We start from the raw sequence: 26,345 nt of genomic DNA, 5'->3' as shown, positions 1-26,345 counted from the left end.
AGCAAAAGATTGCAACGGATAGCGGGAATAAGCTCCTGATAATTCTGTTACAAAAACTACTCTTATATATTATAGCAGAAATCGCTACTTATAAATTAGGTACAAAAAAAAACAAACCCGACAGGTTTTAAAATCTGTCGGGTCTTTATCATGTTGTATTGCAAACTTATTTCTTAACCGGGAACTTCCAATCAAATTCGTCCTTGTCATTAATGATGGCACCAATTTCAAATTTTACTACTTCATCAAATTCGGTTTGGAGAATGAACCAGTTGTCTTCATTAAAATAGTTTTCGAAAGTATCAAATGTTTCCTGATTGTATTTTGTGATTCCTTTTGTTGCCAGATCTTTTTTTACATCTGCAATCTTTCTTCCGATAAGTTTTACTCCTAAAACTTCTAAATCATTACTTGAAGCAACCGCATATCCTAATTTTAGGTCCTCTTCCTGATAAAAGGTTAATCTTATTTTTTGCGGATTGTAAACAAAAATTACATTATCATCTTCGTCATTATAATTTTTATCCGGTTTTCCTAAAACTGCCGTTACATCATTTTGCTTCATTCCGAAAAGCAATTTATCAATTCCTGATTTTAGATTTATTTTCATGAGAGTCCTTTTATATTTTAAGCTGCAAATTTCGTGAAGTTTTTCTCAAACTATGCTATATTTTGATTATTATTAATTCTGGTAATTCTTTTTATTGGCCTTACTGCTCATATAGAATGTAATTTTTCCACCATTGATAAGGTCAGCGTGTTTCAAGAAAGGTTTAGAAAGTTCTTTACCATTCAAAAGCACTTTGCTGACAAATACATTTTTATCAGATTGATTTACCGTTTCCACTTCGAAAGTTTTACCATTTTCTAAATTGAAAACAGCATTTTTAACTAAGGGACTTCCTAAAGCATATTCATCAGAACCCGGAGCAACAGGATAAAATCCTAAACTACTGAATATATACCATGCGCTCATTTGCCCGAAGTCATCATTTCCACCTAAACCATCGGCACCGTTTCGGTACATTTTTTTCAGGATCATTCTGATTTTATCCTGAGCTTTCCAAGGAGAATTTGTCCAATTGTATAAATAAACAACATGATGAGAAGGTTCGTTTCCATGAACATAATTGCCAATGATACCTTCTCTTGTAATATCCTCTGTATTTTCAAAATATCTATCAGGTAAGTGCATACTAAATAACGAATCTAATCTAAAATTGAATTTATCGTTTCCGCCCATCATTTTAATCATTTCTGTTGGATCCTGTGGTACATATAAACTGTAATTCGATGAATTTCCTTCAATAAAACCTTGTCCGTGTGTGTCAAGAGGATCAAATTCTTTTTTGAAGGTTCCGTCGTTTAATTTTGGACGCATAAAACCTGTTTTGGCATCATAAACGTTTTTATAGTTTTTCGATCTTTCGATGAATTCATTATAAATATCGGTTTTGCCTAATTTCTTTGCCGCCTGAGCAATTGCCCAATCGTCATAAGCATATTCTAAAGTTTTAGAAACTGACGAACCATTTTTATCTTCAGGAACATAACCCATTTTCATGTAATATTCCAAGCCATCATAATACGGAACTTTAGCCGTATTCACACAAGCCTGAAGTGCATTTTCAGGATCAAAATTTGTATTTCCTTTTACGATAGCATCTGCAACTACAGAAACGGAATGATAACCAATCATGCACCAATTTTCATTGGCATAATGCGACCAGATTGGCAGCATTTTATGAACACTTTGATCTGAATGCGCCAACATTGAACTGATCATATCTGAATTTCTAGTTGGCTGTACTATATTAAATAAAGGATGCAAAGCGCGATACGTATCCCATAACGAATAACTGGTGTAATTTTTAAAATTGTCCGCTTTGTGAACGTTCATATCCAATCCTTTATAATTACCATCAAGATCCATATATTCTGTCGGACCTAAGAAGGCGTGATACATGGCTGTATAGAAATTCACAAGATCTTCTTTTTGGATGGTTTCAATTTGAATTTTATTCAGTTCCTTATTCCAAACCTCCTGGCTTTGTTTTTTAACTTTTTCAAAATCCCAATCCGGAGTTTCTTTTTTCATATTCTCTAATGCTCCAGGAGAACTTACTGGTGAAAGCGCTATTTTGATTTTGATCTTCTCGCCTTCTTCGGTATTAAAATCAAAAAACAATTTTAGGTTTTGGCCAGCCATTTCAGGGAAATTTTTGGTTTGATCAAATCTTCCCCAAAAACCTCTATAAACGCTTTTTTCCTGCGTTGCCTGTCCGTAGCTTTTAATTGGTTTACTGAAAGACATTGCAAAATAAACCGTTCTGGTTCTTGCCCAGCCATTCGTTTGGCGGTATCCTGTAATTAAAGTATCATTTTCAACTCGAACGAATGTCCACACATTTTTTTTATCATAATTGTAAATTCCAGAAGTTAAATCGAGAATTATATGTGCATCATCCGATTTCGGAAAGGTATATTGGTGCATTCCGACGCGAGTTGTTGCAGTAAGTTCGGCTTTAATTTTATGATCTTCCAAGAGCACACTATAATAGGCAGGCTCTGATTTTTCTGTAGCATGAGAAAACACAGATCTATATCCTGATTCTGGTTTTGAAGCAACTCCGGGATTCAACTGTAATTTACCTGTAGTAGGCATAATTAAAAAATCACCCAAGTCAGAATGTCCTGTTCCGCTAAAGTGTGTGTGACTAAAACCTACGATTGTTTTGTCCTCATATTGATATCCTGCACAATATTTATAGACTTCTCCATTGTATTTTCCGTTTAGGCTATACGCAATGGTATCAGTTTCCGGACTTAACTGAACGCTGCCAAACGGAACTGTGGCACCGGGATACGTATGCCCCATTTTGGAGGTTCCTATCATTGGATCAACATACTGAATCAAATTTCGTTTTTCGGGAGTTTTCTTTTGTGCATTGATTTGATTTGTAAAACCAAATATCAACATAGATAAACCTAATAAAAAACCTTTATTATCTGTAATATTCATTGGGTATTTTTTTTTAATCATTTGAGATCAAAATGCTACTAAAAGATTTAATACAATTTCAGATTAGAAAATTACAACAAAATATGCTTTTAAAAAATTAGAAGAAGGGATTTTAAATATATCGAGTTATCAAAAAACACTGTAGAAAATTTTCACAGCTTTTTCATCAGATTTTCTTTTACTCCCCCAAACCATTCCTCTTTTAAGATACTCAAAACAATTGAATCACGACGTATTTGATTATTTGCGGTTGGCATGTTACTGCGCAAAACGCCTTCAACTTTACAGCCGATGCTTTTCATAGCAGCTATACTTCGTTCATTATTATTATCTGCACGGAATTCTACACGTTCCATTTCAAGTGTTTCAAAAGCAAATTCAAGCAATAGAAACTTACAATGTTTGTTAAGTCCCGTTCCTCTAAAAGCGGAACCATACCAGGTGTAGCCTAATTGCAAAGTTTTGTATTCGAGATTTATATCGTAAAAACGGGTTGAGCCCGCGTATTTTTGAGATTTTTTATCGAAAACTATAAATGGAAACTCTTTTTGATTCTCTCTTGCTTTTATAGCTAATTGAATATAATTAATGAGATTTTCTTTCCCGTCAGCACCAACCAAAGAATATTTCCAGGTTTCAGGCTCCTTGATGGAAATTTCTAATAAATTATCGACGTCAGTGATTTTTATAGGTCTAAGCAAAACCGTTTCATCTTCGAGTATTATATTTTGGGAAAAAGTCAAATTCATATGTTTATTCATAATAATGTAAGCAATACAAAGAAACAAAGTTCTTTAAACTTTGCACTCATAATTATTTAAATTTAAAGAACATTAAACAGAACTTAACTTATTAACATTCATAAATCTATTTTTATTTTCTTAATTTCGTTTTTGGTTTCTAACCATTTTACTGCCGTAACAACTACGGATTCAAATTAAAAAAACAACTCATGAAATCAAGCTCTTTTTTAGTGTTTCTGTTCGTCATTTTTACTGGATTTTCCTGCTATTCGCAAGATCAGACCAAAACAAACAAATCAAAAGAATTTAAGGTTGAATTTGAGCAATTCACATTAGATAATGGGCTCAATGTGATTTTTCATATTGACCGCTCTGACCCTGTTGTTGCAGTTGCATTGACTTGCCATGTAGGATCAGCAAGAGAAAAAGAGGGACGCACAGGATTTGCACATTTATTTGAACACCTGCTTTTTCTTGAATCTGAAAACTTAGGAAAGGGAGGACTTGATAAAATGAGCGCACAAATTGGTGGTTCAGGTGCTAATGGTTCTACAAGCAGAGATCGCACTAATTATTACCAAACAGTTCCAAAAGATGCTTTAGAGAAAATGATTTGGGCAGAAGCTGATAAATTAGGCTATTTCATCAATACAGTCACAGATCCTGTTCTTGCTAAAGAAAAACAAGTAGTTAAAAATGAAAAGAGAGAGAGTTATGACAATAGACCTTATGGTCATACCATGTCAGTAATCGATACTAATTTATATCCAACTTCGCATCCTTATAGTTGGGAAGTTATTGGTTCACTTGAAGATTTACAAAATGCTTCGCTCGACGATGTAAAAAACTTTTACAATCGCTGGTATGTACCGAATAATGTCACGTTAACGATTGCTGGTGATTTTGATAAGAATGAGGCAGAAAAATGGGTGAAAAAATATTTTGGCGAAATAAAGCGTGGTGCGGATATTCCTAACATGGAGAAAGAGCTTGTAACGCTCAAAGCCGCTAAAAAACTTCATTATGAAGATAACTTTGCGCTTTTACCGCAATTAACTCTCACATGGCCATCTGTTTATAGATTTCATCCTGACAGTTATGCCTTAGATGTTTTGGCAAATTATCTTTCAACAGGCAAAAAAGCTCCTTTGTACAGAACGCTTGTTGAAGACAAAAAGCTTACGGATGCTGTAAATATATCTCAATATGATTCTGAAATAGCTGGTCAGTACATGCTGGAAATTACAGCTTTTGAAAAAACAAACTTAAATGAGGTCGAAAATGGAATAAATGAAGGTTTTAAAATTTTTGAAGCCGAAGGAATTTCGCAACAGGATTTAAATAGAATTAAAGCCGGACAGGAAACCGCATTTTATACTGGTTTAGCAAGTGTATTGGGAAAAGGATTTCAATTGGCACAATATAAAATTTTTGCAGGAACACCGGATTATATTAATCAGGATATAAAAAATATCCTGGCTGTAACTCGTGAAGATGTTATGCGCGTTTATAACAAATACATAAAAGGGAAAAATTTTATAGCTACTTGTTTTGTACCAAAAGGTCAGGAAAATTTAGTGTTGGAAGGATCGGTTTTAGCAAATGTTGCTGAGGAAAAAATAATTGAAGGAAAAGAAGATTCGTTTGACGCAAGCATAGCGGCAAACTATAAAAAAACACCGTCAGCCTTTGACAGAAGTCTGGAACCTCCATATGGAAAAAGCCCTGAAGTAAATTTACCTTTGGTTTGGAAAAAGAAATTATCATCTGGCTTAAACGTTTCAGGGATTGAGAATCAGGAAGTACCTCTTGTTGAATTTCAATTGCAAATTAACGGCGGAATGCTTTTGGAAACAGCAAATAAAATTGGGGTTTCTAACCTTTTAGCTGAATTGATGACTAAGGGAACTCAGGACAAAACCCCAGAACAATTAGAGAACGCCATCAAAAATCTTGGAGCGGAAATTAATGCTTATGCAACTGATGAAGCTATTTTTATTACAGGAAATACCCTGGCAAAGAACTATGACAAAACCATACAGCTAGTTGAGGAAATAGTACTGAAACCACGTTGGGACACAAAAGAATTTGATTTAATCAAACAAAGTACTTTAAGTAAAATTCTACAGGAAAAGGCAAACCCAAAGAATATTGCGGAAAATGAATTCAGAAAATTACTTTATGGAAGTGAATCCATTCTGGCAAACAACCGAATTGGAACTGAAAATTCTGTTACCAGCATTACTATTGAAGATTTAAAAGAGTATTACACCAAAAATTTTGCTCCATCTGTTTCTGATTTTCAAATTGTTGGCGCTATTGCTGAAAACAATGTTACTACTTCTTTGGCTTCGCTAAATAAAAAATGGACATCTAAAAATGTTGTTTTTCCTAAAATTGAAACTGCTAAAAGTGAAATTAAATCAAAAATCTATTTTTATGATGTACCTAATGCAAAACAGTCTGTCATCAAGATAGGCTATCGTTCACTTCATGCTACCGATAAAGATTTTTATGCAGCCAAAATAATGAATTACCGTTTAGGCGGAGGTGGTTTTGCGTCGCAACTAACGCAACAATTAAGAGAAGGAAAAGGATATACGTATGGCATTAGATCTGCATTTGAGGGATCAAATAATAAAGGATCATTTACAATTGATAGTGGCGTACGATCTAATGTAACTTATGAATCGGTTAGTTTAATAAAAGAAATATTGGATCAATACGGCAAAAATTTCAATAAAACGGATCTGGATGTTACTAAAGACTATCTTATTAAAAGTAATGCAAGAGCATTTGAAACTTTATCTGCAAAATTGGATATGCTTTTTAATATCAGCAACTATAAATTCCCGAATGATTATAGTAAACAAAGAGAGAGCATTGTAAAAAATATGACTATTGAAGAAATCAAAAATCTTTCAGGAAAATATTTAAACTCAAATGAAATGATTTTTTTAATTGTTGGAGATGCCAAAACTCAACTGCAAAAATTAGGACAAATTGGTTTTGGAGAACCCAATCTTTTAAATCCATCAACTGAAACGGTAAAAAATTAGAATTTTTAAATAAAAAATGTCCCAATTATGTGGGACATTTTTATTTATATACTATTCACTCATTTCATCGTAGCGTTCCGGAATCTGAGGGTCATATAAAGGACATTTGAATTCTTCCATTACTTCAACCAGTTTATTCATGGTTTTTCCTTCGGTACCGTAACAGTCGACTTTGATGCTTTGTGGAGTTGAAATTACCTGAAATGCACCTTTTCCTGAATTGTTTTTCCAACTATTCTCATCTACTTTTTCCCATTGCGAAAAAACAGAATTAATTCGGTTTAGAATTACCTCAACAGGAAGAATCTCCAGACCTTCAACTTTCTGTTTTTCCAGCAGAGCTTCATAAACTTCATGATGGTTTAGGTAAACTTCTTCTAAATATCTCCAAAAAAGTAATTCGTACATAACAAAGTGGTGTTTTAGCCCCGATAGTAGTGAAAATCCTTTTGCTTTTTTCTTTAAAAAGCAAAAGATTGTAACGGATAGCGGGATCAGCTCCTGAAAAGCTAATTAGTCATATATTAATATTCGAAAGTACCGTATTCACTTGTAATAGTCAGTTTTTTTGAAGCTGAAGCTTCTACTCTACCTACAATTTGCGAATCGACATTGAATGATTTTGAAATCGCGATAATATCCTGAGCAATGTTTTCTGGAACATAAATTTCCATACGGTGGCCGCAATTGAAAACCTGATACATTTCTTTCCAGTCGGTTTTTGATTGTTCCTGAATTAACCTGAACAATGGCGGAACCGGGAATAAATTGTCTTTTATAATGTGTAAATTCTGAACGAAATGTAAAATTTTAGTCTGCGCTCCTCCGCTGCAATGCACCATTCCGTGAATTTCGTTTGGCGTGTAGGTGTCTAAAATTTTCTTGATGATGGGGGCGTAAGTTCTGGTTGGTGAAAGTACCAACTGACCAGCATTTATTGGACTGTCTTCCACTTCATCGGTTAGATTTACCTGACCAGAATAAATTAATTCTTCGGGAACAAGAGCATCAAAGCTTTCCGGATATTTTTTGGCTAAATATTTTCCGAAAACATCGTGACGTGCAGATGTTAGTCCGTTACTTCCCATTCCGCCATTGTAGCCTTTTTCGTAAGTTGCCTGACCAAAAGAAGCCAAACCAACAATCACGTCACCCGCTTTAATGTTTGCGTTATCCACAACATCGCTGCGTTTCATACGAGCTGTAACGGTAGAATCTACAATTATGGTACGAACAACATCACCAACATCGGCAGTTTCCCCACCTGTTGAATGAATGGTTACTCCAAAAGTTTTTAATTCATTGATTAATTCTTCAGTTCCGTTGATGATGGCTGAAATTACCTCGGCCGGAATTAGATTTTTATTTCTTCCAATAGTAGATGAAAGCAAGATATTATCGGTTGCCCCAACACATAATAAGTCATCAATATTCATGATTAAGGCATCCTGAGCAATTCCTTTCCAAACAGAAATATCTCCGGTTTCTTTCCAGTACATATACGCTAAAGACGATTTTGTACCGGCTCCGTCAGCATGCATAATTAAGCAATGTTCTTCATCCTGAGTTAAATAATCAGGAACAATTTTGCAGAAAGCTTGAGGAAATAAACCTTTATCAATATTTTTTATGGCGTTGTGTACGTCTTCTTTTGATGCCGAAACACCTCTTTGCGCGTACCTTTTGCTGGAATCTGAACTCATGAAAATTAGTTTGTGTTGAATGTGGTGCAAAGATAATCCCTTTTTTTAATTCTTTGATTGATTCGTATGCCTGTTTCATAAAAAAATCCAATAACATTCAAATTGCTATTGGATTTTCTTCAAAACAGTTTTTGGAAATCTGTATTTTATATATTTGTCATCGTAAATTGTTAAATGGACTTTTATAAATAAACGTATTATTGTAATCCTAAATTTACAAAAAATATTTTTAAAACCAAGAAATTTCCTGTATTTTTTTTGACTTTAAGAAATCATTTGTCTTGCTGAAATGTTTATTGCCAAACCAAAATCCTCTATTGGCACTTAATGGAGAAGGATGTCCTGATTTTAGAATATGATGTTTTGAAGCATCGATTAGTGCTGCTTTCTTTTGAGCGAAACCTCCCCAAAGCAAAAACACAACATTTTCCTTTTCAGCAGAAATTTGCTTTATGACTGCATCTGTAAATTTTTCCCAACCTTTTCCCTGATGGCTTCCAGCTTCGGATTGTCGAACTGTTAAGGTAGCATTTAAAAGAAAAACGCCCTGGTCTGCCCAACGCTCCAGATTACCTGTTTTTGGTAACGGTATATTTAAATCGGTTTCTATTTCCTTGAAAATATTCTGGAGCGATGGAGGAAACGGAATTCCGTCATTCACAGAAAAGCACAAACCATTAGCCTGATTGGGTCCATGGTAAGGATCCTGACCTATGATAACAACCTTCACCTGATCAAAATGAGAATGGTCAAAAGCTGCAAAAATCTGGCTTCCTTTTGGATAACAAACCTTGTTTGTATATTCCGATTTTACGAAATCTATTAATTCTTTGAAATATGGTTTTTCAAATTCTTCATTCAAAACGGGTTTCCAGGAATGATGCATTTTTACGTCCATGACTTTTTTTATGCGAATTTCAGGATTTTTTTACTGAAATCATATTTACAACGAATAAAATTAGTCCTAAACTTTACGGTATTCAATGCTAGTATTTTTTGTACTTTTGCCTTTACTTTCTTAAAGAAATTAAATGATCAGTATTACCGAAAAAACATTACAAGACTTACAATTCCCAACAGTGCTCGAAACCATTTCTTCTGGCTGTAACACCGATATAGGAAAAGAAAAAGCTTTACAAATAACACCATTTAGAGATAAGGAAACCTTGATGCAGGCTTTACTGCAGACATCAGAATATGTTTCGTCTTTTGAAAATAACAACGCCATTCCGAATCACGGATTTGACGCTATCACGCATGAAATTAAGTTTTTAGCAATCGAAGACAGTTTTCTGGAAGTAGGCAGTTTTAGAAAAATTGCTACACTTTCGTCAACTTCAAATTTTTTATTGAATTTCCTTAAAAAGTTTGATGACTATTATCCGAATTTAAATGCAAGAGCTTCAAGAGTTGAATATACGAAGGACATTGTTACGCTAATTGATGCTATTGTAGATAAATATGGAGAAATAAAAGACAATGCTTCTCCTGCCCTTTTGAGCATCAGACAAAATATGAATATTGTTCGCGGTAAAGTCAACCAAAGTTTTGGAGTTGCCCTTACACACAATAACAGCCTTGGCTATTTAGATGATATAAAGGAAAGCTTTGTACAAAACCGTAGAGTTCTAGCAGTTTTGGCCATGTACCGCCGTAAAGTGAAAGGCTCTATTTTGGGAAGTTCCAAAACCGGAAGCATCGCTTATATTGAACCTGAAGCTACTTTACAATATTCTCGTGAATTAGCTAATTTGGAGTACGAAGAGAAAGAGGAAATTACCCGAATTCTAAAACAATTATCAAATGCTATTCGACCTTTTTTACCTTTGTTAATCGAGTATCAGGAATTTCTAAGTGATATTGATGTCGTTGCCGGAAAAGCAAAATATGCCAATAGAATCAATGGAATTCTTCCAACAATTACAGAAGAAAGAACATTATTCTTCAGAGAAGCCTATCATCCCATTTTATATCTGAACAATAAGCAAAAGAATGAAATCACACATCCTCAAACCATTGAATTAAAACAGGACAACCGAATTATCGTAATTTCCGGACCCAATGCGGGAGGAAAAACCATTTCGCTTAAAACAGTTGGTTTACTACAACTAATGCTGCAATCAGGGATGTTGATTCCGGTTCATGAACGTAGTGAAACTTTTTTGTTTGACAGAATTCTAACGGATATTGGAGACAATCAATCTATCGAAAATCATTTAAGTACCTATAGCTATCGATTAAAAAACATGAATTATTTCCTTAAAAAGTGTAATAAGAAAACTATGTTTTTGATTGATGAATTCGGTACTGGTTCTGATCCGGAATTGGGGGGTGCTTTGGCAGAAATTTTCCTGGAAGAGTTTTACCATCGTGAAGCTTTCGGAATCATTACAACGCATTATTCGAATTTAAAAATTCTTGCCAATGAATTACCTTTTGCAACCAATGCGAATATGATGTTTGATGAAAAATCATTGGAACCGATGTACAAACTGGCATTAGGACAAGCCGGAAGTTCGTTTACTTTTGAGGTTGCTCTGAAAAATGGCATTCCGTTTGGATTAATAAATCGTGCCAAAAAGAAAATTGAAGTAGGTAAAGTACGTTTTGACAAGACCATTGCAACGCTTCAAAAAGAGCGTTCGAAACTAGAGAAAACTTCTATCAATCTTAAAGAAGAAGAAACCAGAGCACGTGAGGAAAGTAAAAAGATGGAAAACATCAATGTAAAAATCAAACAGAAACTGGAAAGCTATCAGGAATTATATGACAGCAATCAAAAAACGATTTATATTGGACAGAAAATTGAAGATATTGCTGAGAAATATTTTAACAATAAAAATAAAAAAGATCTTATTGGCGAATTTTTGAAAATTATCGAAATTGAAAATTCGAAGCGTAAAAAAGCAACTCCTAAAGAAGCCAAAGCAATAATCGAAAAGAAAAAAGAAGTTGTTGCAGAAGTTGCTGTACAAGTTGAAGAAATCAGAAAAGAGAAAAAAGAGAAGAAGCTTAAACCTGTTATCGAAAAACCGAAGCCCATTTTAAAAGTTGGAGATCGTGTGCGAATGCTGGATGGAAGATCTGTTGGAAGTATTGACGCTATTGAAAAAAATAAAGCAACAGTAAATTATGGAATTTTCACGTCCAAAGTAAGTTTAGATGAATTGGAATTTGTTGAGGCTGGGAAGAGTTAAGTCCAAAGGCATTTCGTGACCACAATCAAAGTCATTGCGAGGAACGAAGCAAACACATACCATAAGTAAAAAATCGTGATGGAATTACTAGATGTGATTGCTTCGTTCCTCGCAATGACAAAAAATAAAAATATGATGAAACCTGGATTCATTTACATCATCACCAATAAACACCAAACAGTAGTATATATTGGCGTGACCTCAAATCTACCACAAAGGATTTTGGAACACAAGGACAAAAAATATTCAAATTCATTTTCTACTCGTTATAATGTGAATGTATTAGTTTATTATGAACAATTTCAGTGGATTGGTGATGCAATAGCTAGAGAAAAACAAATTAAAGCAGGTTCAAGAGAAGCTAAAAATGATTTGATTCGTTCTTTAAATCCCACTTGGAAAGATTTATTTGAAGAAATTAAAGATATTATGATTGAATGATGGATTTTCTTTCGGTAGTAAGCGCAATCAAAGTCATTTCGAGGAACGAAGTAAACACACTAACACAGGCACACAAGTTGAGCAACTGAATGTGATTGCTTCGTTCCTCGCAATGACGAAAAAAGTAAAAATAATATAAAGTGGAATATTGGAGCGTGATGGCGCGCTTTCCTCGCAATGACAAAAGAAATGCTAAACCTACCTCCAAATAAAAAAATAATCCTCTTTGATGGCGTTTGCAATCTATGCAATTCTGCAGTCCGCTTTGTGATTGAACACGATACTAGAGATGTATTTCGATTTGTTGCTTTACAATCGGAATTGGGACAGGAAATTCTAAATCATATTGGCGTTAATCCAGAGAATATTGACAGTATTATTCTATACGAACCTGGAGTTGCTTATTATTATAAATCACAGGCAGCCATTCAAATTTCGAAATATCTTGGTGGATTTTGGCATTTAGGAACTATTTTTAGAATTGTTCCAACAGGATTAAGTAATCTGATTTATGATTATATTGCTAAAAACAGATACAAATGGTACGGTAAAAAAGAAAGCTGTATGATTCCAACTCCTGAATTGAAAGCGAAATTTTTGTAATGAAACCCAATGCCCTAGCCCTGATGGAAGGGAAAATCCTTTTTGTGCGTCTTTTCGGCGGACAAAAAGATTGGAATGACAGCAGGAAATAGCTCCTTAAAAAACTACACATAAAAAAAGCCTCAAATTACAATTTGAATTTGAGGCTTTTAGTTTTTCAAAAATTGAATTATTATCTAATCAATTTTCTGTATTTCAAACGTTTTGGAGTTAAATCACCACCTAACCGTTTCTTTTTATTTTCTTCATATTCAGAGAATCCTCCTTCGAAATAATATACTTCAGAATCTCCCTCGAAAGCCAGGATGTGCGTACAGATTCTGTCTAAGAACCATCTGTCGTGCGAGATTACTACAGCACAACCTGCGAAATTCTCTAGACCTTCCTCTAAGGCACGAAGTGTGTTTACGTCCAAATCATTCGTTGGCTCATCCAGTAACAATACGTTTCCTTCTTCTTTTAGAGTCATTGCTAAGTGCAAGCGGTTACGCTCTCCACCGGAAAGTGCAGAAACTTTCTTGTTTTGCTCTCCTCCACCAAAGTTAAAACGAGATAAATAAGCTCTGGAATTCACCTGTTTTCCGCCCATCATAATCAATTCCTGACCGTCTGCGAAGTTTTCCCAGATTGATTTATTTGGATCTATATTCGAATGCGATTGATCTACGTAAGCGATTTTTACCGTTTCTCCTACTGAAAATTCTCCGCTATCCGTTTCCTGTTCACCCATAATCATTCTGAAGATAGTAGATTTACCAGCACCATTTGGTCCGATAATTCCAACAATTCCAGCTTGTGGCAAAGTGAAGTTCAAGTTATCGTATAATAATTTATCTCCAAAAGCTTTGGCGACATTTTTAGCTTCGATAACATTGGTTCCTAAACGCGGACCATTTGGTATATAGATTTCCAGGTTTTCATCCAGTTGTTTTTGGTCTTCATTCAACAGTTTATCGTAGTTCTGTAAACGCGCTTTTTGTTTGGTTTGACGACCTTTCGCTCCCTGACGAACCCAGTCCAACTCACGCTCTAAGTTTTTACGACGCTTAGAAGCTACTTTTTCTTCCAATGCCATTCTGCTAGATTTTTGATCCAACCAGGAAGAATAATTCCCTTTCCAAGGAATACCTTCTCCTCTATCCAATTCCAAAATCCAACCCGCCACATTATCCAGGAAATATCTATCGTGCGTTACCGCAATTACAGTTCCAGCATATTGGGCCAAGTGCTGCTCTAACCAAAGAACACTCTCTGCATCCAAGTGGTTAGTAGGCTCATCCAAAAGCAATACGTCTGGCTGTTGCAACAACAAACGGCATAAAGCTACACGACGACGCTCTCCACCAGAAAGATTTTTGATAGGCGTATCTCCATCTGGCGTACGCAAAGCATCCATGGCGATCTCTAATTTGGTATCAATTTCCCAAGCACCAAGAGCATCAATTTTGTCTTGCAAAGCAGCTTGACGATCCATCAACTTGTCCATTTTATCCGGATCTGAATAGTTTTCTTCAAGACCAAATAAATCGTTGATACTATTATATTCTGCTAAAACAGCCATAGTTTCGGCTGCTCCTTCCTGAACAATTTCTAAAACAGTTTTAGAGTCATCCAAAATTGGTTCTTGTTCTAAATAACCTACAGTGTAGCCAGGTTGAAAAACAACATCACCCTGATAGTTTTTATCAACTCCTGCAATAATTTTTAAAAGTGAAGATTTACCTGAACCGTTTAGACCTAAAATACCAATTTTAGCTCCGTAAAAGAAACTCAAATAGATGTTTTTTAGTACTGGCTTATCTGCTCCCTGGTAGGTTTTACTCAATTTTTGCATTGAGAAAATTACTTTCTTATCGTCTGACATTTTATTATTATTTTTTTATTGCTGAATTTTAAAACTAGTTCTATTGAAATTAAATCCAAATTGTGATTTAATTTTGATTGTGCAAATATATTACAATAAAATAATAAATAAAGTTTAAATAATAAAGAATAAATAGGTTTTAATACTGAAATGAATTTACCCTTGAAATAATAGTTGATATGTGAATAATATAAGTTTATCCGTAAATTAAACAACTATAAAAGACAGAATGACCACCACATTTGCCAACGTGAAACTGATTTCACCTATAAATTAAAAAAATGAAAATAAAATTACTTTGTAAAATAATGTTACTCTCCATAATATTTCAAAATTCAAGTTATAGCCAAGCTCCAACATTAGGAACTGCTGCTGATTTTGTATTATTTACTTCTGTTGGATCAGTTACAAATACTGGTATTACTCATCTAACAGGAAATGTTGGGACTAACAGTGCTTCCAGCACAGGTTTTGGAAATGTAGATGGCGTGATGAACGATGGAAATGGAACAAGTGCTAAATGTGGTGCCGATTTATTAATTGCATACAATCAATTGAAAAGTGCCATTCCTAATTATTTCTTAGCGCCTTTATTAGGTAACGGACAAATTCTTATTCCTGGAATATATTCAATTACCGATGTGGCTGCATTAAATCTTGACTTAACCCTAGACGCTCAAGGTAATCCAGATGCTGTTTTTATATTTAAGATTGAAGCTGCTTTTGCAACTAATTCAAATTCTGAAATAAAATTAATTAACGGAGCCCAAGCTTGTAATGTGTTTTGGAAAATAGAAGGATTGACAAGTATGGCATCTGGAACGATTATGAAAGGAACTGTTATTGTGAACAACGCAGCAATCGTTATGAATACTGGAGTGTTATTAGAAGGAAGAGCACTTTCGACTTCTGGATCAATATCTGTTGATGGTATTACTTCTTCGACTCCTATTGGATGTAACAGTCCAATCCTTAATGGTCCTACAGCACCTGATTTAAAATCAACTGAATGTTATGCTATTTTCTCTTCAAATGGATCTGTTTCCAACGCAGGTATAACAAAAGTTACTGGTGATATTGGGACTAATGTAGGGTTAACAACTGGTTATGATGCAATTGATGTAAATGGATCGATACATCCTCAACCCGATACTTCTACAGCACAAGCGGCAGCTGATTTAACAGATGTTTATAATTATTTAAATGTTCTTCCTTATGATATTGAATTATTGTATCCAGCACAATTTGGAAATAATCTTGTCCTTACACCGCATACTTATTTATTAAATGCAGCAACGGTGTTAACCAATACAGTTTATTTAAATGCTCAAGGAAATGCCGATGCAGTTTTTGTAATTCAAATAACTGGTGCCCTTTCTACCAGCACTTATGCTAAAGTAATTTTGATTAATGGAACTCAAGCCAAAAATGTATATTGGAAAGTAGAAGGTGCTGTATTGATTAGCGACTATTCAGAATTTAAAGGAACTATTGTTGCCAATAATGACGCAGTTGATTTAACAACCGGAGTATCGCTTGAGGGCAGAGCATTTACAACAGCTGGTGGATTAAGTACTGCTGCTGTTTCAGTAATAATGCCATTAGGTTGTTCCACACTGGGTACACATACATTTCAAGAGGAACAAAAAGCTAATATTTATCCGAATCCTTTTAAGTCTTTCATCAATTTTGAAATTAGCAATAAATTTGAAATTAACAACACTCAAATTATAGTATATGATATATTTGGTAAAGAAGTGAAAAAAGTGGATGTTACAGAAAAAATTACAACTTTAGAACTAAGCAGTCTTACTTCAGGTATTTATTTATTTAAAATAATTAGTAATGGTAAAATCATCCAGTCAGGAAAACTGTTAGCACAATAATAACTAAAAAATATTTAAAAAAAAATCCACTACTGATGTAGTGGATTTTTTTTATAAACACTTTACGTCCTATTATACGCGTCCTTTCAAAGCATTAAAAACCCATGCATTGGCTAAAAAGCCAACTCCTGTTGCTGCAAATCCCCAGCCTGATATTTCACTATATCTAAAAGCGCCAAGACCTATAAGTAACAATCCCATAAGTATCATTATAAAAGTAGCCCATCCTAAAACGGTATTTTTATTCATTCCCATAATCGTTATTAATTTTAAGTGGTATTTTTTTGAAGTGTAAATATCGTGAATTTTCACGGCTTAATTAAAAATTTTATACAGCATTTCTTTTAACAAATCTGATTGCGCCAAGGCATTTGCGCCAACGCCTTTACTTTTAACATCTATATCTCGAAGAGTACCCACAATATGGCTGACTTTTTTCATGGGATAATTTTTGAGCGCCACATCATAATCTTTCATAAAAAAAGGATTAACCCCTAAAATTGGAGCAGCCGTTTTTGGGTTTTTATCTTTTAAACCATGATATTTTAAAATCTGAATGAAAAAAGAAAACACTAATCCCGTAGTCATTACAAGCGGATATTCTTTGGGATTATGAGCAAAATTTTCTGCAATTTTATATGCTTTTATCTGATTACGTTCGCCAATAGCTTTTCTAAGTTCAAAGACATTATAGTCTTTACTGAAACCAATATTTTCCTCAATATGCTGTGGTGTAATTACGGTTCCCTGAGGCAAAATAATCTGTAATTTCTCTAATTCATTGTTAATTTTGCTTAAATCAGTCCCTAAAAACTCTACTAACATTGCATTAGCTTTTGGATCAATTGTATATTTTTTTCCGGCGAGAACACGCTTAATCCAATCACCAACCTGATTTTCGTATAATTTTTTGCTTTCGTAAACAATTCCGTTTTGTGCTAATAATTTGGTTACTTTTTTACGCTTATCAAGTGTTTTATATTTATAACAAAAAACCAAAACTGTTGTTTCCATTGGATTATTAACGTACGATTCGATTTTGTCAATTGTTCGTGATAAATCCTGTGCTTCTTTTACAATAACAACCTGGCGATCTGCCATCATTGGATAACGTTTTGCCGTTGAAACGATATCTTCAACAGAAACATCCCGTCCGTATAAAACTGTCTGATTGAATCCTTTTTCTTCTTCCGAAAGGATATTCTGCTCAATATATTCCGATAATTTATCAATATAATAAGGCTCTTCACCCATTAAAAAATAAATTGGTTTTATATTTCCCGCTTTTATATCATTAACAATTTTTACAACTTCGTCCATTCAATATTATTGTTTAAAGGTTCAAGTTTCAAGTTCTCATTTCAATAACGTGAAACTTTAAACTTAAAACCTGAAACTATTTTATACTTTTGCTTTATGCAGCCATTAAATTTTCCAATCTATAATTTTCGATTCAAAAATAGCGAAAATAAAGTGTCTATTTTTGATGAAATCAGAAAAAAATTCATAATTCTAACACCGGAAGAATGGGTTCGCCAACATGTTGTTCATTATCTAATGAATGAAAAAAAATATCCAAAATCGCTCATAAACGTAGAAAAGGTTTTAACGATCAACGGATTACGAAAACGTTATGATGTTGTTGTTTTTAATCCTGATGGCTCTATACATATATTAGTAGAATGCAAAGCACCGGAAGTCAAAATATCCCAGGCAACTTTTGATCAGATTGCGCGTTATAACATGACAATGCAGGCACGGTTTTTGAAAGTTACAAACGGTCTTGACCATTTTTATTGTCAGATGGATTTTGAAAACGAAAAATATGACTTTTTACCATCTTTGCCGGATTACAAAGAAATTTATTAAATTATAAAAAGATTACTTTTGGATAAAATTGCAGTTGTCATTTTAAATTGGAATGGAATAAAATTATTAGAGCAATTTTTGCCATCAGTAATTCAGTTTTCTCAGGATGCTGCTATATATGTAGCAGATAATGCTTCAACAGACGATTCTGTAAATTTCGTTCAGCAGAATTTCCCAACAGTTAAAATCATTAAAAATACAGGTAACCATGGTTTTGCCAAAGGCTACAATATTGCTTTGCAAGAAGTGGATGCCGAAATTTATGCTCTGGTTAATTCGGACATCGAAGTAACGGAAAATTGGTTAAAACCGATTATTGAAACCTTTGATAAGGAAAAGAACACGGCTATCATTCAGCCCAAAATTCTTGATTTTAAAAACAAAGAATATTTTGAATATGCTGGTGCAGCGGGAGGATTTATTGATTCATATGGTTATCCATTTTGTCGTGGACGAATTTTTGACACAATTGAAAAAGATAATGGTCAATATGATGACAACCGTGAAATATTTTGGGCTTCAGGGGCTTGTTTTTTTATTCGGAAAGAAGTTTATCATGAATTAGGCGGTTTTGATGAAACATTTTTTGCACATCAGGAAGAAATCGATTTATGCTGGCGTGCGCAAAATGATGGTCATGTGATCAAATACAACTATCAATCGGCTGTATACCATGTTGGCGGTGCAACTTTAAATCAGGGAAACCCTAAGAAAACCTATCTAAACTTTAGAAATTCATTATTAATGCTCGTTAAAAACCTTCCAAAAAAAGGTTTATTTTTCGTCATTTTTTTCAGAATGATTTTAGATGGAATTGCTGCTGTGCGATTTTTAACACAAGGAAAATTCAAACATACATTGGCAATTTTACATGCTCACTTTTCATTTTATTGCCTTTCACTGTTTTACTTAAAGAAGAGGAAATATTTTCAAATGCAGCAATACTATACAGTAAAAAGTATCGTTTTCTTATATTATATAAGGAAATTGGCAGTTTTTAAAGAAATCTTTAACACTATTCAAAATATTAAAAACTAAATTTGTAATTAACATTAAATTTGACATTCATGAGAAAAATAGCAATTGCTTTAACAGTACTAATAGCTCTATCATCGTGTGTTTCTAAAAAGAAATATGCAGAATTAGAAGCTAAAAACAAAGAAACTCAGGACTTATTAAATTCCTGCACTGTAAAACTAAATACTTGCTTAGAAGAAAAAGCAGGATTGGCAGCTACTGCCGCAAGCTACAAAGAACACAATCAGGACTTAATAAGCACATCTAAAGACTTAACTGTTTTAACTACAAAAGGTGCTGAAAATCTTGAAAAATCTTTAGAAAGTTTAAAAGAAAAGGACCTTAAAATATCCAGACTTCAAGATGCTCTTACTAAAAAAGACAGTGTAACATTAGCATTAGTTACAAGTTTGAAAGGTGCTGTTGGAATCAACGATCCGGATATCGAAATCAATGTTGAAAAAGGAGTTGTATTTATTTCAATCGCAGATAAATTATTATTTAAAAGCGGAAGTTATGAAGTAACCGATAAAGCTAAATCTGTTTTAGCAAAAGTTGCAAAAGTAGTAAATGACAAACCTGATTTTGAGTGTATGGTTGAAGGTCATACTGATAATGTTCCTTATAAAAGCAACGGGATTTTGTTAGACAACTGGGATTTAAGTGTGAAGCGTTCTACCTCAATCGTTCGTGTTTTAACTAATGATTTAGGTGTTAATCCAGCAAAATTAATTGCAGCGGGTAGAAGTTCTTACATTCCGTTAGTTGCAAATGATACGCCTGAAAATAAAGGCAGAAACAGAAGAACAAGAATTGTTGTTATGCCAAAAATTGATCAGTTCTATGAAATGATTGAAAAAGAAATGAAAAAACAACAACAGTAATTTTCAAATTTTATATTCTATAAAACACAAAAAGCAGGTCAAATGACCTGCTTTTTTAGTATCCTTTCATCAATTTAAGGATAGCATTTTTTAATTAACTAACTAAATTTTAACTAACAATAAAGTTACTACTATTTTTTTGAATGATAATAACTTTAAGTTTTTTTTTACAAAATCCCTATATCTCCTTTTCCTTCTCTTATAATAACCGGCTCATGTTCTGATAAATCTATTATTGTTGAACCAATATTGTCACCGTATCCGCCATCTATAACCATATCTACAAGATTCTGCCATTTTTCAAAAATCAATTCTGGATCAGTTGTATATTCAATTACATCATCCTCGTCCCTTATAGAAGTTGACACTATTGGGTTTCCTAATTGCCTGACAATTTCTAATGCAATGTTATTATCCGGAACACGAATACCTACTGTGGTTTTCTTTTTAAATTCTTTAGGTAAATTGTTATTACCCGGTAAAATAAAGGTATAAGGCCCAGGTAATGCTCTTTTTAAAATTTTGAAAGTAGCAGTATCAATCTGCCTGACATAATCTGAGAGATTACTCAAATCATGACAAATAAAGGAGAAATTCGCTTTCTCCAGCTTAACTCCTTTAATTTTCGCAATTTTTTCCAAAGCACGAGAATTGGTAATGTCACAACCTAATCCGTAAACGGTGTCTGTTGGATAAATTACTAAACCACCATTCTGAAGTACTTTTACAACCTTTGCGATTGCAGCTTCACTTGGTTTGTCAGGATATATTTTTATAAATTCGGCCATTTTTTTATCTTTATGGGTTTCAGGTTTAAAATTGCATATCATTTAAACGCAAGGTTTTAATCTTGAAGCCTGAAATTTGAAACTTTTTTTAACCAATAACATCTAATTTAGCAAACCTAAGTAATAGTTTTTTAATCCCGCCAACTTCAAATTTGATTTCGGCTTTTTTATCAGCTCCAACTCCTTCAAGATTTACTATCTCCCCTTTTCCAAAACGTTCATGCATTACTATATTTCCAATAGTTAATTTATTGTCAAATAGATTAGGAGCTCCTGCATTTGGGTTCGTCCCTGCGACAGGTTTTAGTTTTCGAATATTTAAGTCCGGCTTGGGTTCATTATCTGTACTATATTTGGGCGGCGTTCCTCCAACAGGTTTTGCCAATCGTAATTTCGATTTATCGATATCTCCAAAGATATCACTGTCAATCATTGGTTTATAGCGATAATTACTTTCTGTTGGGGTTAGATATTCTAAATACTGTCCATCAATTTCTTCAATAAAACGAGAGGGATCACTATCCGTTAATTTTCCCCAACGGTAACGGGATTGTGCATATGTCAAATAGGCCTGATGTTCTGCACGCGTCAAAGCGACATAAAACAAACGGCGTTCTTCCTCCAATTCACTTCTGGTACTCATACTCATAGCACTCGGAAATAAATCTTCTTCCATTCCAACCACAAAAACCTGTGGAAATTCAAGCCCTTTTGCCAAGTGAATAGTCATTAATGCTACACGGTCTTCATCAGATGTGTCTTTATCCAAATCGGTTGCAAGTGCAACATCTTCCATAAATTCTGAAAGAGCTCCTCTTGCTCCGTCAATTTCTTTCTGACCCTCTGTAAAATCTTTAATACCATTTAAAAGTTCTTCTATATTCTGAATTTTGGCCATTCCTTCCGGCGTAGCATCTTTTTTTAATTCCTGAACGAGCCCTGTTTTTTTGGCAACATGATCTGTAATATAAAAAGCATCCTGATTTTCGTTAATAACCTGAAAACTCTGAATCATCGTTACAAAATCGTTCAATTTATTCTTTGTTCCGGTATTCAGTTTCAAATCGATTTTATCAATATTGACCATTACTTCCCAAATTGAACGTTTATAATGATTTGCTGCAATAGTCAGTTTTTCAACTGTTGTATCTCCAATTCCACGTGCTGGATAATTGATAACTCTAATCAGAGCCTCTTCATCTTTTGGATTAATCACCAAACGTAAATAGCATAAAACATCTTTTATTTCCTTGCGTTGATAAAATGAAAGCCCTCCATAAATTCTATATGGAATATCGCGTTTTCTCAATGCATCTTCCATTGCACGGGATTGTGCATTGGTACGATATAAAATTGCAAAAGCGCCGTTATGCAATTGATTCTGCATTTTTTGCTCGAAAATGGTACTGGCTACAAAACGGCCTTCTTCAGCATCAGTCAAACTTCTGTGTATTTTTATCTTCGGGCCAAAATCATTTGCTGTCCAGACAATTTTATCAAGTTTGGTTTTATTTTTATCAATAATGGTATTGGCCGCTTCTACAATATTTCGTGTTGAACGATAATTTTGCTCCAATCTAAACGTTTTTACTCCTTCATAATCCTTTTGAAAATTCAGAATATTATTGATATTCGCACCACGGAAAGCATAAATACTCTGCGCATCATCTCCAACCACACAAATATTCTGAAATTTATCTGACAAAGCCCTTACAATCAAGTACTGAGAGTGGTTTGTATCCTGATACTCATCAACGAGAATATATCGAAACCGATTCTGATATTTAGCCAAAACTTCTGGGAAACGAGTCAATAATTCATTGGTTTTTAATAATAAATCATCAAAATCCATTGCTCCGGCTTTAAAACAACGATCCACATATTGCTGGTATATTTCTCCTAATCTTGGCTTTTTAGCCATTGCATCTGCTTCCTGCAATTCAGGATTATTAAAATATGCCTTAACCGTAATCAAACTGTTTTTATAACTCGAAATCCTGCCTAAAACCTGTTTAGGCTTATAAATATCACGATCCAGCTGCATTTCTTTTATGATAGACGAAATCAGTCGTTGTGAATCCTGAGAATCATAAATGGTAAAGTTGGAAGGATATCCCAAATGCTCGGCTTCTGAACGAAGAATACGTGCAAAAACGGAGTGAAAGGTTCCCATCCACAGGTTTTTTGCCTCACTTGCTCCCACAATGGCCGAAATACGGGTTTTCATTTCGCGGGCAGCCTTATTTGTAAATGTCAGCGAAAGGATATTGAAAGCATCTACTCCCTGATGCATCAAATAGGCAATTCTAATTGTTAAAACACGAGTCTTTCCCGAACCTGCACCAGCAATAATAATCATCGGCCCATCTTTTTGTAAAACGGGTTCTCGTTGTGCTTCGTTGAGCTGGTCAATATATTTATGCATGAAATTGTTCTCCTTTTATGCAAAAATAAGAATTAAACTCTTAGAATCTTACTTCTATAAAAATCAAACTTGCCTGTAACGACAAAAAGATTAAAAAAAAACCACTTCACAATAAATGTAAAGCGGTTTTTCACTCTAAAAAAGTGGTTTTTGTTTTTTTTATTTTACAATAACTTTTATTGCTTTTTTTATTCCTGCTGATTCTATCGCAAGAATATATATACCTTTTGATATTGCATTTTTATTTATTGAAATAGTGTTTATTCCTAAATTTAATAATTGCTTTTTTGAAAATAAAATTTGCCCAAGTGTATTTGTCAGGACAATATTTGAATCCTGTACCTGCTGAGAATTGATTATTAAATTGATAGTCTCAACTGCAGGGTTGGGAGAAACAAAAGCTTCAAAGATAAGTTGTTCAAATTTGTTTGTAGCTAATGTTATCTGACTTGTACATGATTCTGCCGTAGGAGTTTCACCTGTTATTTCCATCCAGTCAACATCTGCAAAAGCAGAAGCAACAGTGGTTTCCAAACGTATTGTATTCACACCCTGAGTCAATGTTATATTGGCTGAAGCAGTAGTTGCAAAAGTAGTGGAATTTGCTGTTTTTGGAAACGATAAGGCAGGAATAACATCTGAACCGTTTACTTTTAGTTTTGCTGTAGTAGGGTTAGATGAACTACTATTTACATATCTAAAAACAATACTGTAAAGGCCGGCGGCAGGAACTTTTACTGTATAACTTACCCCTTTGCCAGCACTGTTCGAAAAATTAGTAACGAATCCATTATTTGCTCCTGAATTTGCAGATCTTGAGCCTTCAAATCCGCAATAACCAGATGTGAATGAATCTGCATCTTCGATTCTTAAAGTTTGAGTTCCTGTAACTGGCAGAGTAAAAAATGCATTTATTGTTACATCGCTATTCATTACAATTGTTGTCGTTGCTGTTGCAGCATTGTTACTCCATTTATCAAATACGTACCCTGTGGTCGGCGTCGCAGTAAGTGTTACTGTTTCACCCTCCGTATATGTTGCTTTATTTGGATTAATTGAAATTAGTCCACCATTTGTCGGATTTACAGCAGTTGACAGAACATAAGCCGCCGGAAGCGTACTTTTAAAATTTGCAGTAATAGTTTTGTCCGAATCCATAGTAAGAGAAGTTGTGGTTGCCGTAGCTCCATTACTCCATGATAAAAATTCATAATCAGCAGCAGGTGTAGCTGTTAATGTTACTATTGTTCCGGCATTATAAGTAGTATTATTTGGACTTATGGCTACATTTCCTCCAACTACAGGACTTACAGTAGTAGTTAAGACAAAATCTGTAGTTTGTACAGTACCCGTTTCTCTTGCTCCTAAATCAGGTGCCGTTCCGTTAAATGTAATTCCGGAAGCTGTCACTCCTGCATCAATAAAATCACTGTTCGAATTTAATGTTGCGAAATTACCTAAATTTGGACTTCCATCAGGATTTTTAATATTAACAGGAGGAATTAATGTTACAAAATCTGCTGCACTCGAAACAATAGCCGGAGTTCTTCCGTTGGTACTTTTTTTGCTGATCCACCATACATTTGATGAACCAATGTCTGTTCCTGAATTTTTATCACTGCTCCCTGAATTATAGGATACATTGTTTCTGAATTGATGATTACCACCAGTTCTGAAGCCAAAATTTGCTTCTGCATTATTAACAGACGTATTATTTGACATTTCAATTGAGCCTAAATTATTATTATCGGTAAAACCGTGCTTTCCATTTCCAAAAGCTACACAACGGCGTACAATATGATTTACAGGAATGCCTTCTCCTCCTAATTTGAAACCATTTTTATCTCCAGTTCCGGAAGTGCTGCTGGTTGATAATGTCCCATTATTGTAAGCGACGCAATTTTCGAACAAAATAATTCCAATTGGTCCTGTTTCTGTTTTAGTATATAAATCCCATCCATCATCAATATTATTATGAGAAATACATCCTCTGAAAACATTGCCTTCACCGCAAGTGAGTTTTGCAGCAAATCCGTCAGCATTTTCAGCTCCTATGTCTTTATTGTCAAAAGATTCACAATTCAAAATCAGATTATTAGATGGCCATTGACTGATTGTTGTAGCATTGACATCGTATCTGCTCAATTGAAGTCCGGTGTCCCTGTTTTTTTCAAAAACACAATTATCAATAGTGTTATTACTTCCTGAAAGTAACATTCCATTATCACCAGAATTCCTAATCGTTATTCCTTTCAGATACCAGTAGAAAGCATCCAGAATAATACCTCTGTTGGCCGGCAGTTCTGCCTGGGCTGAGAAATCAATAATAGGGGTTTCTCCTGAATAGGCTTCAATCCTTTTTAGATTTCCTGCAGTTCCGCTATTTGTTCTGGCTATTAAAATTGTCGAAGCAATGGGATAAACTCCACCGCGCATAAATATTGTTTGCCCTGAACCTACTGTATTAATCGCATTTAATAAGGTAGTAGGATTAGCAAGAGAACCATCATTACCAGAAACTCCTGATGGTGAAACGTAAATTTGTGAAAAAACACAAAGTGGAAATAATAGCAATGCAGTAAAAAAATAGATTATTTTTTTTTTCATTAAATGTGGTTTAAGTTGGTTAGATATAAATATTTTAGAATACTACATTCTAAATCTTACAAAGTTTAAGGACTAAGATAAATACTTAAAAATGTAATCGATTACACAAAAATATAATTTTATTCAAAATAAACAAATAAAATGTTAAAAAATTAAACAAAAATAAAATATATACATAAAAAAAATACTATCCGTAAATACCATATTCGCAATTACTGTAAAGACAGTACGTTAAAT

At 34.0% G+C, this 26,345-nt stretch carries 20 protein-coding genes; 8 read left to right on the top strand and 12 right to left on the bottom strand.

Going from position 1 to position 26,345, the window contains the following annotated elements; genetic code table 11:
- Nucleotides 1–166 precede the first annotated feature (166 nt).
- The 3 genes from ABI657_RS07635 to ABI657_RS07625 all read right to left on the bottom strand — a co-directional run bounded on the left by ABI657_RS07635 (nt 167) and on the right by ABI657_RS07625 (nt 3,783).
- The gene (locus ABI657_RS07635) at nt 167–610 is read right to left on the bottom strand and encodes a hypothetical protein (RefSeq protein ID WP_348096649.1); all 444 of its coding nucleotides are present in this window, start codon (nt 608–610) and stop codon (nt 167–169) included.
- Nucleotides 611–682: 72 nt separating this feature from the next.
- Entirely contained in the window at nt 683–3,022 is a 2,340-nt protein-coding gene (locus ABI657_RS07630) for a GH92 family glycosyl hydrolase (RefSeq protein ID WP_348096648.1), read from the bottom strand.
- A 152-nt stretch (nt 3,023–3,174) separates the two neighbouring features.
- A complete protein-coding gene (locus ABI657_RS07625) occupies nt 3,175–3,783 on the bottom strand; it encodes a GNAT family protein (RefSeq protein ID WP_348096647.1) in 609 nt (202 codons plus the stop codon).
- A 191-nt stretch (nt 3,784–3,974) separates the two neighbouring features.
- Between ABI657_RS07625 and ABI657_RS07620 the strand changes: the two genes are divergently transcribed.
- Nucleotides 3,975–6,824 carry a pitrilysin family protein gene (locus tag ABI657_RS07620; protein ID WP_348096646.1) on the top strand — a complete coding sequence of 950 codons (2,850 nt, stop codon included), beginning with the start codon at nt 3,975–3,977 and terminating at the stop codon, nt 6,822–6,824.
- A 51-nt stretch (nt 6,825–6,875) separates the two neighbouring features.
- Here the strand turns inward: ABI657_RS07620 and ABI657_RS07615 are convergent, their stop codons facing one another.
- The 3 genes from ABI657_RS07615 to ABI657_RS07605 all read right to left on the bottom strand — a co-directional run bounded on the left by ABI657_RS07615 (nt 6,876) and on the right by ABI657_RS07605 (nt 9,425).
- A complete protein-coding gene (locus ABI657_RS07615; protein ID WP_348096645.1) occupies nt 6,876–7,232 on the bottom strand; it encodes a hypothetical protein in 357 nt (118 codons plus the stop codon).
- A gap of 116 nt (nt 7,233–7,348) precedes the next feature.
- Complete coding sequence (locus tag ABI657_RS07610) at nt 7,349–8,527, bottom strand: AIR synthase related protein (protein WP_348096644.1); 1,179 nt, start codon at nt 8,525–8,527, stop codon at nt 7,349–7,351.
- A 229-nt stretch (nt 8,528–8,756) separates the two neighbouring features.
- Nucleotides 8,757–9,425: a uracil-DNA glycosylase gene (locus tag ABI657_RS07605; protein WP_348096643.1), complete on the bottom strand. Its 669-nt coding sequence runs from the start codon at nt 9,423–9,425 to the stop codon at nt 8,757–8,759.
- Nucleotides 9,426–9,558: 133 nt separating this feature from the next.
- Between ABI657_RS07605 and ABI657_RS07600 the strand changes: the two genes are divergently transcribed.
- The 3 genes from ABI657_RS07600 (at nt 9,559) to ABI657_RS07590 (ending at nt 12,768) form a co-directional block, all read left to right on the top strand.
- A complete protein-coding gene (locus tag ABI657_RS07600; protein WP_348096642.1) occupies nt 9,559–11,724 on the top strand; it encodes a DNA mismatch repair protein MutS in 2,166 nt (721 codons plus the stop codon).
- A gap of 78 nt (nt 11,725–11,802) precedes the next feature.
- Entirely contained in the window at nt 11,803–12,165 is a 363-nt protein-coding gene (locus ABI657_RS07595) for a GIY-YIG nuclease family protein (RefSeq protein WP_348096641.1), read from the top strand.
- Nucleotides 12,166–12,354: 189 nt separating this feature from the next.
- Nucleotides 12,355–12,768, top strand: coding sequence for a thiol-disulfide oxidoreductase DCC family protein (locus ABI657_RS07590; protein WP_348096640.1), 414 nt, complete (start codon nt 12,355–12,357; stop codon nt 12,766–12,768).
- A 172-nt stretch (nt 12,769–12,940) separates the two neighbouring features.
- On the opposite strand, the gene ettA is transcribed toward ABI657_RS07590, so the two are convergent.
- Nucleotides 12,941–14,632 (bottom strand): energy-dependent translational throttle protein EttA, encoded by a 1,692-nt coding sequence (ettA, locus tag ABI657_RS07585; protein ID WP_100844560.1) that lies wholly within the window; start codon nt 14,630–14,632, stop codon nt 12,941–12,943.
- 281 nt (nt 14,633–14,913) lie between these two features.
- Here ettA and ABI657_RS07580 point away from each other — a divergent pair, with 281 nt between their 5' ends.
- Nucleotides 14,914–16,518: an ice-binding family protein gene (locus ABI657_RS07580; protein WP_348096639.1), complete on the top strand. Its 1,605-nt coding sequence runs from the start codon at nt 14,914–14,916 to the stop codon at nt 16,516–16,518.
- 72 nt (nt 16,519–16,590) lie between these two features.
- On the opposite strand, the gene ABI657_RS07575 is transcribed toward ABI657_RS07580, so the two are convergent.
- Both ABI657_RS07575 and holA read right to left on the bottom strand, forming a co-directional pair.
- Complete coding sequence (locus tag ABI657_RS07575; RefSeq protein ID WP_348096650.1) at nt 16,591–16,767, bottom strand: CAL67264 family membrane protein; 177 nt, start codon at nt 16,765–16,767, stop codon at nt 16,591–16,593.
- Between the two features lie 66 nt (nt 16,768–16,833).
- A complete protein-coding gene (gene holA, locus ABI657_RS07570; protein ID WP_348096638.1) occupies nt 16,834–17,838 on the bottom strand; it encodes a DNA polymerase III subunit delta in 1,005 nt (334 codons plus the stop codon).
- Nucleotides 17,839–17,934: 96 nt separating this feature from the next.
- Here holA and ABI657_RS07565 point away from each other — a divergent pair, with 96 nt between their 5' ends.
- Genes ABI657_RS07565 through ABI657_RS07555 form a run of 3 tightly spaced genes read left to right on the top strand, consistent with a single transcriptional unit; the run spans nt 17,935 to nt 20,288 of the window.
- Nucleotides 17,935–18,387 carry a type I restriction enzyme HsdR N-terminal domain-containing protein gene (locus tag ABI657_RS07565; RefSeq protein WP_348096637.1) on the top strand — a complete coding sequence of 151 codons (453 nt, stop codon included), beginning with the start codon at nt 17,935–17,937 and terminating at the stop codon, nt 18,385–18,387.
- A gap of 18 nt (nt 18,388–18,405) precedes the next feature.
- Nucleotides 18,406–19,425 carry a glycosyltransferase family 2 protein gene (locus ABI657_RS07560; RefSeq protein WP_348096636.1) on the top strand — a complete coding sequence of 340 codons (1,020 nt, stop codon included), beginning with the start codon at nt 18,406–18,408 and terminating at the stop codon, nt 19,423–19,425.
- Nucleotides 19,426–19,454: 29 nt separating this feature from the next.
- On the top strand, nt 19,455–20,288 hold the full coding sequence (locus tag ABI657_RS07555) for an OmpA family protein (RefSeq protein WP_348096635.1): 834 nt from the start codon (nt 19,455–19,457) through the stop codon (nt 20,286–20,288).
- A gap of 167 nt (nt 20,289–20,455) precedes the next feature.
- Here the strand turns inward: ABI657_RS07555 and ABI657_RS07550 are convergent, their stop codons facing one another.
- From ABI657_RS07550 to ABI657_RS07540, 3 genes are all read right to left on the bottom strand, one after another.
- Nucleotides 20,456–21,076, bottom strand: coding sequence for an L-threonylcarbamoyladenylate synthase (locus ABI657_RS07550; RefSeq protein WP_348096634.1), 621 nt, complete (start codon nt 21,074–21,076; stop codon nt 20,456–20,458).
- A gap of 88 nt (nt 21,077–21,164) precedes the next feature.
- Nucleotides 21,165–23,501 (bottom strand): UvrD-helicase domain-containing protein, encoded by a 2,337-nt coding sequence (locus ABI657_RS07545; RefSeq protein WP_348096633.1) that lies wholly within the window; start codon nt 23,499–23,501, stop codon nt 21,165–21,167.
- A 159-nt stretch (nt 23,502–23,660) separates the two neighbouring features.
- Nucleotides 23,661–26,108, bottom strand: a complete 2,448-nt coding sequence (locus ABI657_RS07540; RefSeq protein ID WP_348096632.1) for a right-handed parallel beta-helix repeat-containing protein — start codon at nt 26,106–26,108, stop codon at nt 23,661–23,663.
- Nucleotides 26,109–26,345: the final 237 nt, after the last annotated feature.

Origin of the sequence: Flavobacterium sp. (assembly GCF_039930565.1) — a bacterium.
In the GTDB taxonomy this organism is placed as follows: Bacteria; Bacteroidota; Bacteroidia; order Flavobacteriales; family Flavobacteriaceae; genus Flavobacterium.
This window is presented reverse-complemented; position numbering and strand designations above follow the sequence as displayed.

Excerpts from the sequence above, each read along its gene's own strand:
- ABI657_RS07540 (WP_348096632.1), bottom strand. The coding sequence starts at position 26,108 with ATGAAAAAAAAAATAATCTATTTTTTTACTGCATTGCTATTATTTCCA.
- ABI657_RS07595 (WP_348096641.1), top strand. The coding sequence starts at position 11,803 with ATGGAATTACTAGATGTGATTGCTTCGTTCCTCGCAATGACAAAAAAT.
- ABI657_RS07625 (WP_348096647.1), bottom strand. The coding sequence starts at position 3,783 with ATGAATAAACATATGAATTTGACTTTTTCCCAAAATATAATACTCGAA.
- ABI657_RS07610 (WP_348096644.1), bottom strand. The coding sequence starts at position 8,527 with ATGAGTTCAGATTCCAGCAAAAGGTACGCGCAAAGAGGTGTTTCGGCA.
- ABI657_RS07550 (WP_348096634.1), bottom strand. The coding sequence starts at position 21,076 with ATGGCCGAATTTATAAAAATATATCCTGACAAACCAAGTGAAGCTGCA.
- ABI657_RS07620 (WP_348096646.1), top strand. The coding sequence starts at position 3,975 with ATGAAATCAAGCTCTTTTTTAGTGTTTCTGTTCGTCATTTTTACTGGA.
- ABI657_RS07600 (WP_348096642.1), top strand. The coding sequence starts at position 9,559 with ATGATCAGTATTACCGAAAAAACATTACAAGACTTACAATTCCCAACA.
- ABI657_RS07545 (WP_348096633.1), bottom strand. The coding sequence starts at position 23,501 with ATGCATAAATATATTGACCAGCTCAACGAAGCACAACGAGAACCCGTT.
- ABI657_RS07635 (WP_348096649.1), bottom strand. The coding sequence starts at position 610 with ATGAAAATAAATCTAAAATCAGGAATTGATAAATTGCTTTTCGGAATG.
- ABI657_RS07555 (WP_348096635.1), top strand. The coding sequence starts at position 19,455 with ATGAGAAAAATAGCAATTGCTTTAACAGTACTAATAGCTCTATCATCG.
- ABI657_RS07630 (WP_348096648.1), bottom strand. The coding sequence starts at position 3,022 with ATGAATATTACAGATAATAAAGGTTTTTTATTAGGTTTATCTATGTTG.
- holA (WP_348096638.1), bottom strand. The coding sequence starts at position 17,838 with ATGGACGAAGTTGTAAAAATTGTTAATGATATAAAAGCGGGAAATATA.
- ABI657_RS07580 (WP_348096639.1), top strand. The coding sequence starts at position 14,914 with ATGAAAATAAAATTACTTTGTAAAATAATGTTACTCTCCATAATATTT.
- ABI657_RS07615 (WP_348096645.1), bottom strand. The coding sequence starts at position 7,232 with ATGTACGAATTACTTTTTTGGAGATATTTAGAAGAAGTTTACCTAAAC.
- ABI657_RS07575 (WP_348096650.1), bottom strand. The coding sequence starts at position 16,767 with ATGAATAAAAATACCGTTTTAGGATGGGCTACTTTTATAATGATACTT.
- ettA (WP_100844560.1), bottom strand. The coding sequence starts at position 14,632 with ATGTCAGACGATAAGAAAGTAATTTTCTCAATGCAAAAATTGAGTAAA.
- ABI657_RS07565 (WP_348096637.1), top strand. The coding sequence starts at position 17,935 with ATGCAGCCATTAAATTTTCCAATCTATAATTTTCGATTCAAAAATAGC.
- ABI657_RS07605 (WP_348096643.1), bottom strand. The coding sequence starts at position 9,425 with ATGGACGTAAAAATGCATCATTCCTGGAAACCCGTTTTGAATGAAGAA.
- ABI657_RS07590 (WP_348096640.1), top strand. The coding sequence starts at position 12,355 with ATGCTAAACCTACCTCCAAATAAAAAAATAATCCTCTTTGATGGCGTT.